Here is a 13,978-nt window from a genome sequence, read left to right as displayed (position 1 = left end):
GTCAGGCTGCGATGAACTCGACAGCACCACTGCTGACCTTGATATTGAAGTCCATGCCAGTACCCTTCGACAGCTTGGCCAGGGTCGCGATCGACGGCGGCTGGTCGCCCGACTCAAGGCGCGCGATCACCGACTGGGTCATCCCGACCTCGCGGGCGAGCGCCGTCTGAGTGAGGCCATGCTCCCGGCGGTAGCGCAAGATGCGCAGTGCGACATCGTTAGCGAACGCTGTGCGGTTCCACTCCGAGCTGAACTCTGGGTCGTGGCGCTGCTCGTCGTGGACTTGGGCCGAGGTCTTCAGATCGGACAGGTTCATCACTCGTCGCCCCTCACTTCGTCGATGCGCTTCTCAGCTACCGCGATTGCCTTTCGGAAGGCTCGTTGGTTGACGCTCACCTCGGGGGCGATGGCTCCGATGACATAGGCGTTGCCGACCTGGCGATAGAGGGCTCGCCAGCGGCTACGGCCGGCTCGTGGGCGTAGCTCCCGAAGGTTTGTGGCTGTCTTGATGTCGCTCGAGTGCGGGTACCCAAGGTTTGGCCCGATTGCTACCAGTTTGTCTACTGCATGGCCGATCGCCACACGCTCAGCGGCTCGCAACTCACGCAACTCCGCTTCCGCCTCGGGGTGGTAGTAGACAGGCCACGACGCCTGGCCAATATAGCAGAACTGCGATAACGGCGTGTGCCTGGAGGCCGCATCACCGGAACGTCGGTCGCCCGCGTCCGAACGAGCCGGACCGGTCGTCACGACGCTGCCGCCGTACGGTCGACCAGGCCGGCGACGATCCGCTGACACAACTCGGCCAACGGGCCGCGACCCGACGCACCCGGCGCTTCGCCGCGCTCCAGCCCACGGCTGACCCGTGGCTCAGGCTGCAGCACCCCGGTCACCGGCAGCCCGAGGGTCCGCCCGATCTCCCGGGCCCGCAGCCGGCCCGGTGCCGGCCCGCGCACGACCAGCGACAGGTCGGAGCAGTGCCGGTGGATGCGGGCGATCACCCGGGCGGTCGCGGCGGTGGCCCGCAACTCGGCCGGGACCAGGACGAGGACCCGGTCGGTAAGGTGCATCGCGGCGACGGCGGCGTCGTCGGGCCGGCGGGGCAGGTCGACGACGATCAGGTCCCGCTCCCGCCGGGCGGCGTCGAGCGCGGCGGTCATCGTCGCGGCCGGCAGTGGCAGCGGCTCGCCCCGGTCCCAGGAGAGCAGGCCGAGGTCGCCCCGGCAGGGCAGGGCGACGGCGAGGGCGGCCGGGTCGATCCGGCCGTCGCTGTCGGCCAGGGCCGGCCAGCGCAGGCCGTCGATCTGCTCCCAGCCGAGGACCAGGTCGAGGCCGCCGCCGAGCGGGTCGGCGTCGACCAGCAGGCTGCGCAGGCCACGCCGGGCGGCGGTGACCGACAGGGCACCGGCCAGCACGCTGGCACCGGCCCCGCCCCGGCCGCCGATCACCCCGACGACCGCCGCCGCTGGTCGCTCGGCGTCGCCGTCGTCGGTGAACCGGTCGACCAGCCACGGCTCGGCGGCCGGCAGGATCGCGATGTGCTCGGCACCGAGCACCTCGGCGATCTGCCAGGGCGGCTCCTGGTCCGCGCGGCCGACCAGGACCAGCCGGGGTCGGCGGGGCAGCCGGGCCCGCAGGTAGGCGTCGGCCTGGTCGGCGCCGACCAGGACGAGTGGGGCGACGGCCTGCCGGGAGCGGGCGGCCACCGGGTCGGCGGCCAGGTCGACCTCGGTGCCGGCGAGCGCCGCGAGGCGCAGCAGGTCGTCGAGGAGCCGTTCGTCGGCGGTGACGACCAGCGGCAGCCGGCGGGGTACGACGGTGCTGGTACGCGGCGGCATCCGGACCTCCTGCGGTCGGTGAGGGATGCCGTAACTGTGGGTGCAGATCTGGGCCCAACGCGCTGTCGACCCGGCGGCCTGTGGACAACCGGGCCGCCTGTGGACAACGCCGTCGACAGCCAGTTGATCTGCTACAGCGAGTGCCGCATGCGAACCGCCGGGCACCGACCTGGAGATAGCGACGACCCCCGCCGGGGGGATGGCGGGGGTCGTCTGGGGTTCGGCTCCGGGGGGGTCGAGCCGAACCCTCTCAGCGGTCACGGGGGGTGCAACCGCCGAGCGTCTGTTGGATGCCGCGACCCGGGAGATGAAACCGTGTCACAAACAAGCATGCCTGAGCGGACCGCCACACGTCGAGTGGTGTTTCCGGCGAGTCGCGTAACGGCAGCCGACCCGAGCAGCGGCCGCAGCCGCCCGGCCGCTGATCCAACGGTCAGTAACCGGGGCTGCCCGCTGGTCCCGCCCGGGGGCCACCCCGGGGACCGCCGACAGCGGCGCGGTACGGCTAGACTTCAGCGTCGTGGGCCGCAGCGCCGCTTTTTTTGATCTCGACAAGACCGTCATCGCCAAGTCCAGCGCCTTGGCGTTCGGCCGGCCTTTCTACCGCGATGGGCTGATCACCCGCCGGGACGTGGTCAAATCGGCGTACGCGCAGTTGATGTTCCGCCTCGGCGGCACCGACGAGCAGACCATGGCCCGCACCCGGGACTACCTCGCCGCGCTGTGCAAGGGCTGGCCGGTGGAGCAGGTCCGCCAGCTCGTCGCCGAGACCCTGCACGAGCTGATCAACCCGTACGTGTACGCCGAGGCCGCCGCGCTCATCGAGGAACACCAGGCCGCAGGCAGGGACGTGGTGCTCGTTTCCGCCTCCGGCGAGGAGATGGTCCGGCCGATCGGCGAGCTGCTCGGGATCACCGACGTCATCGCCACCCGGATGGCGGTCGAGGACGGCCGCTACAGTGGCGACATCGAGTTCTATGCCGCCGGTCCGGCCAAGGCGACGGGCATCGTCGAGCTGGCCGAGCAGCGTGGCTACGACCTGGCGGAGTGCTACGCCTATTCCGATTCCTACACTGACGTGCCGATGCTGGAATGCGTCGGGCACCCCAGCGCGGTGAACCCGGACCGGCAACTGCGTCGGATCGCCGCCGAGCAGGGCTGGCCGGTGCTGGCGTTCCGCCACCCCGTACCGCTCGGGCGTCGGCTGCGGGAACGTCCGGCCGTGCCGGTCGCCGCCGCCGCGCTCAGCGTCGGGGTCGGGGTCGCGATCGGCATCGCCTGGTACGGCCGGCACCGCCGCACCCGGGCCACCTCGGTCTGACGACACCGACGAGACCCGCCGCACCAGGAGGACCGGACCGGCGGGTCAGGCTGTGGCCAGCACCTCGTCGGCGACGGTCGTCAGCTCCCGCGCGGCCAACTCGACAGCGGTGAGGTAGTGCCGCAGCCAGGAGCGGATGCCGTCCGGCGTACCGGTCGCGAAGGCACCGGCCGCGCCGACGTACTCCGGTTCGCGCTCGCGGTGGCCGACCTCGACGGCGAGCAGGCCACGGGGATCCACCCCGGCCGCGACCAGGGTGAGCCGCCCGGCACCCCGGGCGACCAGCCCGCTCGGGCCGGCGAACGGGCGCAGCGCGAGCAGTTCGGCGTGCACCACCGCGGCCACCAGCAGCGCCGGTGCCGACGTACCGCCGCCGACCAGCTCCGCGAGCCCGTCCAGCCGGGCGGCGACGGCCGGCGTACCGCTGATCGGACGCCCCAGCTGGTCGGCCGGGACCTGGTCGCGGGCGGCGAGCACGTGCAACCTGGCCAGGACCTGACGGGGGGTACGGGGCCACCGGTCGGCCAGCCCGGGCACCGCCTCGGCCACCCGCAGCGCCCCCTGCGTCACCGGGTCCGTCACCGTGCCGGCGCGGACGTCGGCGACCGGGTGCGGGTGGCCTTCCAGCGCGGCGCTGGCGACCGCCGAACGCAGGCTGACCTCGGCCGCGACCGCTCCGCCGTGGCGGCGCAGGGCGCGGTGCCGCAGCGCGGCGTCGACCTGTTCGCGGGCGGCGGCCAGCGCCGGTGCCACGTCGGCGAGGTCCAGCAGCGGGGCGAGCGGATCGGTCCTTGTCACGTCGGCCACGGTACAAGCCGGCGCGAGCAACCGCCCGCCGCGCGGGTGTGGCCTTTCGGCGCGTGGTGGGTACCCCGGTATCCGACAACTCTCGTGCCGGCTGGACCGCGACACTAACCTCGGAGCAAGTCAAGCGACGTGTGAGGAGCCCCACGGATGAGCGAAACGCTGGAGAACCTACTTCAGGAGAATCGGCGGTTCGAGCCGCCGGCCGAACTGGCCGGGGCGGCCAACGTCACTGCGGCCGCCTACGACACCGCGGCCGCCGACCGGCTCGGCTTCTGGGCGGACCAGGCCCGCCGGCTGCACTGGGCCAAGGAGTGGGACCAGGTGCTGGACTGGTCCAACCCGCCGTTCGCCAAGTGGTTCGTCGGCGGTCAGCTCAACGTCGCGTACAACTGTCTGGACCGCCACGTGGCCGCCGGCGCCGGTGACCGGGTCGCCATCCACTGGGAGGGCGAGCCGGGTGACACCCGCACCATCACCTACGCCGAACTGCACCGGATGACCTGCCAGGCGGCGAACGCGTTGACCGACCTCGGCGTCACCGCCGGCGACCGGGTGGCGATCTACCTGCCGATGATCCCGGAGGCCGCGGTCGCGATGCTGGCCTGCGCCCGGATCGGCGCCACCCACAACGTGGTCTTCGGCGGGTTCTCCGTCGACGCGCTCTCCGGCCGGGTCCGCGACGCCAGCGCCAAGGTGATCGTCACGGCGGACGGCGGCTACCGCCGGGGCAAGCCGTCGGCGCTCAAGCCGACCGTCGACGAGGCGGTCGCGCAGTGTCCGTCGGTGGAGAACGTGCTGGTGGTACGGCGTACCGGTGAAGATGTCGCCTGGACCGACAAGGACCACTGGTGGCACGAGACGGTCGAGACGGCGAGCAGCACGCACGAGGCGCAGCCGTTCGACGCCGAGCACCCGCTGTTCATCCTCTACACCAGCGGCACCACGGCCAAGCCGAAGGGCATCCTGCACACCACCGGCGGCTACCTCACCCAGGCGTCGTACACCCACCACGCGGTCTTCGACCTCAAGCCGGAGACGGACGTCTACTGGTGCACCGCCGACATCGGCTGGGTCACCGGGCATTCCTACATCGTGTACGGGCCGCTGTCCAACGGTGCCACCCAGTTGATGTACGAGGGAACCCCGGACACCCCGCACAAGGGCCGGTTCTGGGAGCTGGTGCAGAAGTACAAGGTGAGCATCCTGTACACCGCGCCGACGCTGATCCGCACCATGATGAAGTGGGGCGAGGACATCCCCGCCAAGTACGACCTGGGTTCGCTGCGGCTGCTCGGCAGCGTCGGTGAGCCGATCAACCCGGAGGCCTGGATGTGGTACCGGGAGCACATCGGTGCCGGCCGGTGTCCGATCGTGGACACCTGGTGGCAGACCGAGACCGGGGCGATCATGATCTCGCCGCTGCCCGGCGTGACCGCGACCAAGCCGGGTTCGGCGATGACCCCGCTGCCGGGGATCAGCGCCGACGTGGTCGACGACCAGGGTGCGTCGGTGCCCGACGGGGGCGGCGGCTACCTGGTGCTGCGCGAGCCGTGGCCGTCGATGTTGCGCACCATCTGGGGTGACGACCAGCGGTTCATCGACACCTACTGGTCGCGGTTCGACACGATGTACTTCGCCGGTGACGGGGCCAAGAAGGACGCCGACGGGCACGTCTGGCTGCTCGGCCGGGTCGACGACGTGATGCTGGTGTCCGGGCACAACATCTCGACCACCGAAGTGGAGTCGGCGCTGGTGTCGCACCCGTCGGTGGCGGAGGCGGCGGTGGTCGGCGCGACCGATCCGACGACCGGTCAGGCGATCGTCGCGTTCGCGATCCCCCGGGGCAGCGCCGACACGGCCGGCGACGCGGGCGAGGCGTTGATCCAGGAGCTGCGCAACCACGTCGCCCGTACGCTCGGGCCGATCGCCAAGCCCCGGCAGATCATGCTGGTGCCGGAGCTGCCGAAGACCCGGTCCGGCAAGATCATGCGCCGGTTGCTGCGGGACGTCGCCGAGAACCGTTCCCTCGGTGACGTCACGACCCTGCAGGACTCCACCGTGATGGAGCTGATCTCCTCCGGCATGCAGGGCGGCAAGTCCGACGAGGACTGACAGCGTACCCGCTGGGCTGGACACTCTGGCCGGTTCGGCCGCTTCGGCGGCCGGACCGGCTTTTTCGCGTGCCCTGAGCGTTGTGACATATCAGGGCGTTCCAACCATGATCGTGAAACAAATCGACGCATGGACCTTCACAGAAGTTCCCTCGGGTGACTAGGTTCACGATGGCCCCGCAACACGAGGCCGGATCATCCGGAACCCCCAGCCCCACTCACCCAAGTGGCGGCTCGGTATCCCCCGAACCGGAGGTAACCACGTGCGCAAAGTCATGGTGGGAATGCTCACCGTGTCGCTTGCCTCGGGAATGGGTGTCGCTCTCCCCGCGTCAGCGGGGGCGGCACCGCCGGTGGACACACCGGCGGCAGCGCCCTCCCAGGCCGTAGCCCCCAGCATCGACGACCTGCCCAACCCGCTCGGCGAAAAGCGGCGTGAGCTGCGTGAACGTGCGGTCAGCGAGGTCGTCAGCGGACGGATCGCCCCGCAGCGCCGGGGTGCCAGCACCGTCGCGAAGATCGGTGAGACAGCCGGCACCGGCCTCGCCGGGCGGGGCACCGCCGCCGCCGGCAAGGACCAGTACGTCGAGCTCTCCCGGGAGACCACCGACCGGATCTTCGTGATCCTGGCCGAGTACGGCGACGAACGGCACCCCAGCTACCCGGACGTGGACAGCAACCCCGGCTGGCCCGGCCCGGTCAGCTTCGACGGACCGCTGCACAACCAGATCCCCGAGCCGGACCGGTCGGTCAACAACAGCACCGTCTGGCAGGCCGACTACTCCGCCGAGCACTACCGGCAGCTGTACTTCGGCGCCGGCGAGGGCGTCGAGTCGGTCAAGACGTACTTCGAGACGCAGTCCTCCGGCCGGTACAGCGTCGACGGCACCGTCACCGACTGGGTGAAGGTCCGCTACAACGGCGCCCGCTACGGCCGCGACCTGTGCGGCAGCAACGTGTGCAGCAACGTCTGGCAGCTGGTCCGTGACGCCGCCAACCAGTGGGTCGCCGACCAGCGGGCGCTCGGGCGCACCGACGCCGAGATCACCGCCGAGCTGCGCGAGTTCGACAAGTGGGACCGGTACGACTTCGACGGCGACGGCGACTTCAACGAGCCCGACGGCTACCTCGACCACTTCCAGATCGTCCACGCCGGTCACGGCCAGGAGGACGGCGACCCGTGGCAGGGTGAGGACGCCATCTGGAGCCACCGCTGGTACGCCTTCGCCAGCGACGCCGGCCTGACCGGCCCCGCCGACAACCTGTTGGGCGGCACCCAGATCGCCGACACCGGACTGTGGATCGGTGACTACACCATCCAGCCGGAGAACGGCGGCCTGAGCGTCTTCGTCCACGAGTACGCCCACGACCTGGGCCTGCCGGACGACTACGACACCTCCGGCGGTGGCGACAACAACAACGAGCACTGGACGTTGATGGCGCAGAGCCGACTCGGTGCCGCCACCGACGAAGGAATCGGCGAGCGCCCCGGCGACCTCGGTGCCTGGAACAAGCTGCAGCTCGGCTGGCTGGACTACGAGGTGGTGGTCGCCGGCCAGAAGCGGACCCTGCACCTCGGACCGCAGGAGTACAACACCAAGCGGGCGCAGGCGGTCGTGGTGGTCCTGCCGAAGAAGGAGGTCACCACCGAGCTCGGCGAACCGTACGCCGGTGACCTGCAGTACTTCTCCGGCAACTCCGACGACCTGAACAACACGATGACCCGCGAGTTCGATCTGACCGGGGCCGCCACCGCCGCCCTGTCGATGAAGGCCCGCTACGACATCGAGGACGACTACGACTACCTGTACTACCAGGCGTCCACCGACGGCGGCGCGAGCTGGACGTCGCTGGACGGCACCATCAACGGCGACCCGTTCGGCACCGACGGCAGCGGCACCCCGGCGATCGACAGCTCGACCGGTGGCCAGTGGGTGGACATCGCCGTACCGCTCGACGCGTACGCCGGTGACGAGGTGCTGGTGCGGCTGCTCTACCGCACCGACGGCGCGGTGGCGTACGGCGGCTTCTTCGGTGACGAGATCGTCGTCACCGCCGACGGATCGCCGATCTTCACCGACGGCGCGGAAGGCGACGGCGACTGGACCCTGACCGGCTGGTCGGCGGTCGGCGCCAGCGCCACCGGCGAGTTCGACAACTACTACATCGCCGGGCACCGCTCGTACGTCTCCTACGACCGGTACCTCGAGACCGGTCCGTACTACTTCGGTTACGCCGACAGCAAGCCGGACTGGGTGGACCACTACGCCTACCAGGAGGGTCTGCTGATCTCGTACTGGGACACCTCCCAGGCCGACAACAACACCAACGTGCACCCGGGTGAGGGTCGCAACCTCTACATCGACTCCCGGCCACGGCCGATGTACAACCTGACCGGCGCGCCGTGGCGGGCCCGGGTCCAGGTGTACGACGCGCCGTTCAGCTTGGAGAAGGCCGACTCGTTCACCCTGCACATCAACAGCCAGCCGCAGTACATCCGTGGCCAGGCGGCCCAACCAGTGTTCGACGACACCAAGAAGTACTTCTTCGAGGAGTTGCCGAACCACGGGGTCAAGCTGCCGGCCGTCGGCGTCAAGATCCGGGTGGTGGATGTCGACGGCACCACCATGAAGATCAGGATCTCCTGAGCCGGTGCTGCCCGGCCGGCGGATGCAACGTCGGCCGGCCGGGCGGCGTCCAACCCGACATGACACCTCCGCAGCTGATTCATCGGTCAGCCATCCGGCGTCGTCCGACCCGCGCCGGGTGGCTGGCCGTCGGCGTCTGCGCCCTCGCCCTCACCGCCGCGGCCTGCGCCCCACCGCCGGGAGACACGACGTCGGCCACCCCGCAGCCGGGAGACACGATGCCCACTGAGCCCGGCGAGACCCCGACGGAGCCAGGCGAGACCCCGACCAGGTCCGCCGACCCGACGGGGCCGCCGCTGTCGCGCACCGACCCGCCGGTGCCGACCCGCCCCGGTACGCCGCCGTCGACACCGTCCGACCTGATCACCGGCGACTGGCTGGTCGGCACCGTCACCACCGGCGGCACCGGCCCCTGCTACGGCCTGGTCACCGACGACGGCGTGGAGCATGCGCTGTACGGCGACGCTGGTGCACCACTCGTCCGGCACACCCGCATCCGGGTCAAGGTCGAGCCGCTCGACGTACGGATCAGCTGCGGGCCCGGTCAGTCGTGGCGGCTGGTACGCGCGGAGCTGCTGCGCTGACGTCGGCGTCGTCGGCCAGCTCCAGCCACTGGTAGTCGTGCCGGCACGGCGGCCCCGCCGCCAGACCCAGTCGTCGACTGTCCAGATCGAGCAGTACCGAGTGGACCGTCTCGGCCTGGTCCGCCGGGGCGTCCCGTTCGTCGAGGTGCCGGCAGATCGCCAACGGCAGCCCCAGGTGGTCGTGGAACACGTCGGCCAGCGCGTCGAGCCCGACCGGGCCGCGACCGGCCCGTTCGACCAGCAGCCGTCGGGCCCGCGCCGAACGGAACAGCGACGACCCGCCCATGTCCTTGATCGTGTCCCGCACCGCCAGGGCGCTCTCCAGGTGGTTGGCGTGCGTCAACACCCCGTCCGCCGGGTGCAGCCAGCCCACGTCACCGGGTACGACCTCCAGATCCAGCAGCTCGCCGCCGCCCGGCCCGGCCTGACCGAGCAGCATGTTGATCGAGGCGTTGCGCGGCGTACGGCAGGCCACCCTGGTCGCCTGACCGAGACTGCCGGCTTCCAGCACGGCACGCAGCAGAACGTGGTACGGCACCCCCGGCGTACGGCCGGCCGACAGCCCGTCCCGGTCGGTGCCGAGCATGTTGACGCAGACCCCGAGGCCGGCGGAGTTCAGCCCGGTCTTGGCGAGCATGCCGGCCTCGGCGAGGGTGAGCACCGCGTCGCCACGCTCGTCGACGGTACGCAGCACCACCATCGTGTCCCGCTGATCGGGGTGCCAGTCCCAGTTCTGCCCGAGCAGCAGGTGACCGTCGGTGGTGTGGGTGCCGAGCACGCCGACCGCCGTACAGCCGCCGTCGGCACCGTCCGGATGCGCCGGCGCGGCGGGGGGCCGGGTGCCGTAGAGCAGTTCGGTACGCGCGTTGAGCGCGTAGATCTCGTCGACGTGCACGCCGGCGCCCTCGGCCAGCCCGTCGAGCATGTCGGTCACTCGCGGGTGCACGGCCCGGCTGGCGTTCCGGAACGTGCCTCCGGCCACGCGTACCGCTGCCCGGCTCAGCCCGGCCTCGTCCAGGAAGCGGCGCAGGTACCGGTCGACGTTGTCGGCGATCAGATCGGCGGCGGCGACGCCGTACCCGGCACCGCACTCGGCGGGCGCGCCGGTGACGTCGACCACCGGGACTCCGGCGACGCGCAGCGGGGCCCGCAGATCGTGCCGGGCGACATCATCAGCCACGGGGATCACCCTATCGTCGCCAGTGACGAGACCTGCCCCGGAATCTTCCCTGATTGTCTGACCAGGCCTTATCCGCAGGGTGCGGCGGCCGCCTACGCTGTGGCCATGGCAGATGACGGCGGGGCGGTCGGTCCGGTGGACGAGTCCTGCGTGCTCATCGACGGCCCATGGGAGCACCGGTACGTCGGCGCGAACGGCAGCAGGTTCCACGTCGTCGAGGCGGGCACCGGCCCGCTGGTGTTGTTCCTGCACGGTTTTCCCGAGTTCTGGTGGGCCTGGCACGAGATGCTGCCGGCCGTCGCCGACGCCGGGTACCGGGCCGTCGCGGTCGACATGCGCGGCTTCGGGGCCAGCGACAAACCACCCCGTGGCTACGACGGCTACACGCTGGCCGCCGACGTCACCGGCCTGATCCGGGCCCTCGGCGAGCGTTCGGCCGTCATCGTCGGCGCCGGGTTCGGCGGCATGATCGGCTGGACGGCCGCCGCGTTCCACCCCCGGATGGTGCGCCGGTTGGTCGTCATCGGGGCCGCCCACCCGCTGCGGCTACGATCGGCGATCTTCTCCGATCCACGGGGGCAGTTCACCGCCTCCACCCCGTCACTACGGTTCCAGCTGCCCCGCTACGAGCACGTGCTGACCCGCGACGACGCCACGATGATCGGTGAATTCCTCCGACGCTGGGGCGGGCCGGCCTGGACGGACGGGCCGCGCTTCGCCGAGTACGAGCAGCGGTGCCGCACCGCTATGCGGATCCCGCAGGCGTCGTTCTGCGCGCTGGAGGGCTACCGCTGGGCGTTCCGGTCACTGCTGCGGCTGCACGGCTACCGCTTCGTGAAACTGCTGCAGGAACCGCTGGTGACGCCGACGCTGCAGCTGCACGGTGCGCTGGACCCGGCGGTCCTGCCGCGTACCGCGCAAGGCTCCGGGCGGTACGTGATCGCCCCGTACGAGTGGCGGCTACTGGACGGGGTGGGCCACTTCCCGCACGTCGAATCTCCCGACGTGGTCCTCGGTGAGGTGCTGCGGTGGGCGAAGAGCTGACCGGGCCGATCCAGCGGCGCCCCGGCCCGGCGGCGGATCCGCGGCTCAGACCCGCTGCTCCCGCAGCTCGGTGACCTCGTTGGCCGGTGCCCAGCCCTGGTAGACACCGAAGTCGAACTCTTCCAGCCCGAGGGACTGGGCGACCGGGGCGCGTCCGCCGGTGTACTCGACCCGCAGCCAGCTGTCGTGCTTGGCGAGCACCACGAACGGCTGGCCGTGCCAGGTGCAGGTGGTCCGCACGTACGCCAGGTCGTCGATCTCGGCGGCCGGCACCACCCGGACGCACCGGCCGGGGCGGATGGCGGTGAATCCGTCGCCGTCGGTGGGCTGGTAGATCCGGACGTGGTCGCCGTCCGGGCTGGCGTCGTACTCCTGCCCCCGCCAGCGGGCGACGTAGCCGTCACGCATCATTCCTCCTTGACCCGCTGCCACGCCGCCTCGTCGACGTCCAGGCGGGCGACGAGAGTCTCGGTGCCGTCGGCGGTCAGCCGCCACAGCTGGGATCCGTGCGGCAGCCGGATGCTGTCCACCTTGAACTCGGCCACCACGTCGCTGCTCTCGCCCGGGGCGAACCCGTTGCCCCGGAACGGCGGACGCTCGATGACCCAGCCTTCCATCGCCCGCATCGCGGACTCGTGCTGCCCGCCGTAGGGGATGCGGTAGAGACTCGGCCGGTAGGCCGGCCAGCGGAGCACGAAGATCTCCGTCGCCGCCCGGTCGAACGGTGAGCCCGCGTAGCCCAGGCCGAGCGCGGCGTGCAGTTTGCCCGGGGTGTTCAGATGGGCGACCTCGGCGGCCCGGTGCACGAAGCCGGACACCCGGTCGTATCCGCGCTCCAGGTAGTAGTCGACCTGGCTGGCCGCGATGGCCTTCTGCATCATCGTCGGCTGGTCAGGATCGGTGCCACCGGTCGCGGCGACCGGCTGCGCGACCGGCGACTCGGCCGGCCGGGCCTCCGCCGGCTCGGCCTCGGTCTCGTCACCGAGGCCGAGCTCGGCGGCCCAGCTGGCCAGGCCGACGATCTCGGTGCCGGGCAGCTTCGCGCCGACCGGGGTGCCGGGGTTGATGACGAACGACCACTGGGTGTCGGGCCAACGCCGGATCAGCTGGACGAACTTGACCTCGACCGTTTCGAGCGGGCTGTCGAAGTGGTCGGCGATGCGTTCCGGCGACGTGAACACCAGGACGAAGGTGTCACCGTCCACTGTCTCGGTACGCCACACGAAGCCGTCGTCGCCGGGCCGCGCCCCGGCCGCAGACTCGGGCGAGACCGGCAGCAGGACCCGGGCGAGCAGCAGCGTGGAGAGGAAGGAGTTGCTGCCGCCGCCACCGGCAGCGGCGACCAGGTCGCGCTCGACGTCGTTCGCCGGATCGAAGACGACGGCCGGCTCAGGCTCCGGCAGCTGTGGCTCTGGCTCGGGCTGCGGCTGTACGGGCTGTTCGACGCGCTCGACCGGGGCGACCGTTGGCGCGGGGACCGGGCCCGGTGCCGCGACCTCGACCGGGGCTGGGGCGGGGGCTGGAGCTGGGGCGACGTTCGCCGGGGCCGGAGCAGCCGATGCGGGGGCCGACGCCGCAGGTTCGACCGGCGCCGGACCGGCAGGTGGTGTCGGGACACGACGCGGCAGGCCGTTGGGCCCTACGCCGCCACCGGCACTGCCACTCGTACGGGTCGACCCGTACGGCGGTGGGCTGGCAGGCGCCGGCGGCGCGGTCGGTGACGCCGTGGCGAGGTCGGGTTGCGGGCGGTGCGGCCACTGGCCCTGCGGGGCCGGGGTGGTCGGCGGCGCGGGTGCCGGTGGTGCGGGTGCCGGTGGTGCGGCGTGGTCGGTGGTGTACCGGTCGTGCGGCGGCGGCACGGGCTCCCCGGGCCGGGCCGGAGCACCGTGACCGCCCTGATCACCGTGACCGCCCATGCCGGTCGGCCCCATGCCGGTCGGCACGGTGGCGGTGGCCCGCGCGCGGGCCTGCCCGCCGCGGTTCGGCAGTCGCGCGTCGCCCCGCGCCAGCTGAGCGACGAACCAGGCCGGCAGCCAGCCTTCGATCGGCAGACCGGGGTTGACCGCCAGCCACCACTCGAGATTCGGCCAGGTGGCGGCGAGCTCGGCGAAGGTCACCCGACGGGCGGAACTGCCGTTGTCACCGAGGCAGGCGCGCAGGGTGACCGGGGAGGTGAAGGCGAGCACGTGGGTACGGCCGTTGGTGGTCCAGGTACCCCAGCCGAGTGGAGCCTGGCCGGCCAGCGCCTCCGCCGACACCGGCAGCAGCAGCTCCGTACCGGCCAGGATCTGGAAGTACAGCTCCTGGTCCTGCCGGAGCAGCGCATCACGCATCGCGGCCTCGACCTCGGTGGCCGGTTCCCAGTCGGTCACGGCCGCCCCCCTTCCGCCGGACAGGCCACACGCGTCGGATACAACCTACAAGGTGGGGCGGCGATCACAACGG

Annotated in this window: 12 protein-coding genes; 5 read left to right on the top strand and 7 right to left on the bottom strand. The window is 71.5% G+C overall.

What is annotated here, in order from left to right:
* Nucleotide 1 precedes the first annotated feature (1 nt).
* Genes O7608_RS06350 through ssd form a run of 3 tightly spaced genes read right to left on the bottom strand, consistent with a single transcriptional unit; the run spans nucleotide 2 to nucleotide 1,838 of the window.
* Entirely contained in the window at nucleotides 2–316 is a 315-nt protein-coding gene (locus O7608_RS06350) for a helix-turn-helix domain-containing protein (RefSeq protein ID WP_289210804.1), read from the bottom strand.
* A complete protein-coding gene (locus O7608_RS31955) occupies nucleotides 316–750 on the bottom strand; it encodes a type II toxin-antitoxin system RelE/ParE family toxin (protein WP_353850504.1) in 435 nt (144 codons plus the stop codon). Before O7608_RS31955 ends, O7608_RS06350 begins: the two co-directional genes overlap by 1 nt.
* A complete protein-coding gene (gene ssd / locus O7608_RS06345) occupies nucleotides 747–1,838 on the bottom strand; it encodes a septum site-determining protein Ssd (protein ID WP_289209077.1) in 1,092 nt (363 codons plus the stop codon). The genes O7608_RS31955 and ssd overlap by 4 nt, the downstream gene beginning before the upstream one ends.
* Nucleotides 1,839–2,358: 520 nt before the next feature.
* On the opposite strand from ssd, the gene O7608_RS06340 reads away from it, so the two are divergent.
* On the top strand, nucleotides 2,359–3,159 hold the full coding sequence (locus tag O7608_RS06340; protein ID WP_289209076.1) for an HAD family hydrolase: 801 nt from the start codon (nucleotides 2,359–2,361) through the stop codon (nucleotides 3,157–3,159).
* A gap of 45 nt (nucleotides 3,160–3,204) precedes the next feature.
* On the opposite strand, the gene O7608_RS06335 is transcribed toward O7608_RS06340, so the two are convergent.
* Nucleotides 3,205–3,957: a Fic family protein gene (locus tag O7608_RS06335; RefSeq protein ID WP_289209075.1), complete on the bottom strand. Its 753-nt coding sequence runs from the start codon at nucleotides 3,955–3,957 to the stop codon at nucleotides 3,205–3,207.
* Between the two features lie 156 nt (nucleotides 3,958–4,113).
* Between O7608_RS06335 and acs the strand changes: the two genes are divergently transcribed.
* The 3 genes from acs (at nucleotide 4,114) to O7608_RS06320 (ending at nucleotide 9,309) form a co-directional block, all read left to right on the top strand.
* Complete coding sequence (gene acs / locus O7608_RS06330) at nucleotides 4,114–6,078, top strand: acetate--CoA ligase (protein WP_289209074.1); 1,965 nt, start codon at nucleotides 4,114–4,116, stop codon at nucleotides 6,076–6,078.
* 277 nt (nucleotides 6,079–6,355) lie between these two features.
* The gene (locus O7608_RS06325) at nucleotides 6,356–8,725 is read left to right on the top strand and encodes an immune inhibitor A domain-containing protein (RefSeq protein WP_289210803.1); all 2,370 of its coding nucleotides are present in this window, start codon (nucleotides 6,356–6,358) and stop codon (nucleotides 8,723–8,725) included.
* 218 nt (nucleotides 8,726–8,943) lie between these two features.
* Nucleotides 8,944–9,309 carry a hypothetical protein gene (locus tag O7608_RS06320; RefSeq protein ID WP_289209073.1) on the top strand — a complete coding sequence of 122 codons (366 nt, stop codon included), beginning with the start codon at nucleotides 8,944–8,946 and terminating at the stop codon, nucleotides 9,307–9,309.
* On the opposite strand, the gene O7608_RS06315 is transcribed toward O7608_RS06320, so the two are convergent.
* Nucleotides 9,254–10,489: a C45 family autoproteolytic acyltransferase/hydrolase gene (locus O7608_RS06315; protein WP_289209072.1), complete on the bottom strand. Its 1,236-nt coding sequence runs from the start codon at nucleotides 10,487–10,489 to the stop codon at nucleotides 9,254–9,256. The genes O7608_RS06320 and O7608_RS06315 overlap by 56 nt on opposite strands.
* Nucleotides 10,490–10,594: 105 nt before the next feature.
* On the opposite strand from O7608_RS06315, the gene O7608_RS06310 reads away from it, so the two are divergent.
* A complete protein-coding gene (locus O7608_RS06310) occupies nucleotides 10,595–11,533 on the top strand; it encodes an alpha/beta fold hydrolase (RefSeq protein ID WP_289209071.1) in 939 nt (312 codons plus the stop codon).
* A gap of 45 nt (nucleotides 11,534–11,578) precedes the next feature.
* Here O7608_RS06310 and O7608_RS06305 read toward each other — a convergent pair whose 3' ends face one another.
* The gene (locus O7608_RS06305) at nucleotides 11,579–11,944 is read right to left on the bottom strand and encodes a UCP033725 family protein (RefSeq protein ID WP_289209070.1); all 366 of its coding nucleotides are present in this window, start codon (nucleotides 11,942–11,944) and stop codon (nucleotides 11,579–11,581) included.
* Nucleotides 11,941–13,905: an SseB family protein gene (locus O7608_RS06300; protein ID WP_289209069.1), complete on the bottom strand. Its 1,965-nt coding sequence runs from the start codon at nucleotides 13,903–13,905 to the stop codon at nucleotides 11,941–11,943. The genes O7608_RS06305 and O7608_RS06300 overlap by 4 nt, the downstream gene beginning before the upstream one ends.
* Between the last annotated feature and the right edge of the window lie 73 nt (nucleotides 13,906–13,978).

The organism is Solwaraspora sp. WMMA2056, assembly GCF_030345095.1.
Classification (GTDB): domain Bacteria; phylum Actinomycetota; class Actinomycetes; order Mycobacteriales; family Micromonosporaceae; genus Micromonospora_E.
Note: the sequence above shows the minus strand (reverse complement) of the source record. Positions and strands in the feature narration are given on the sequence as shown.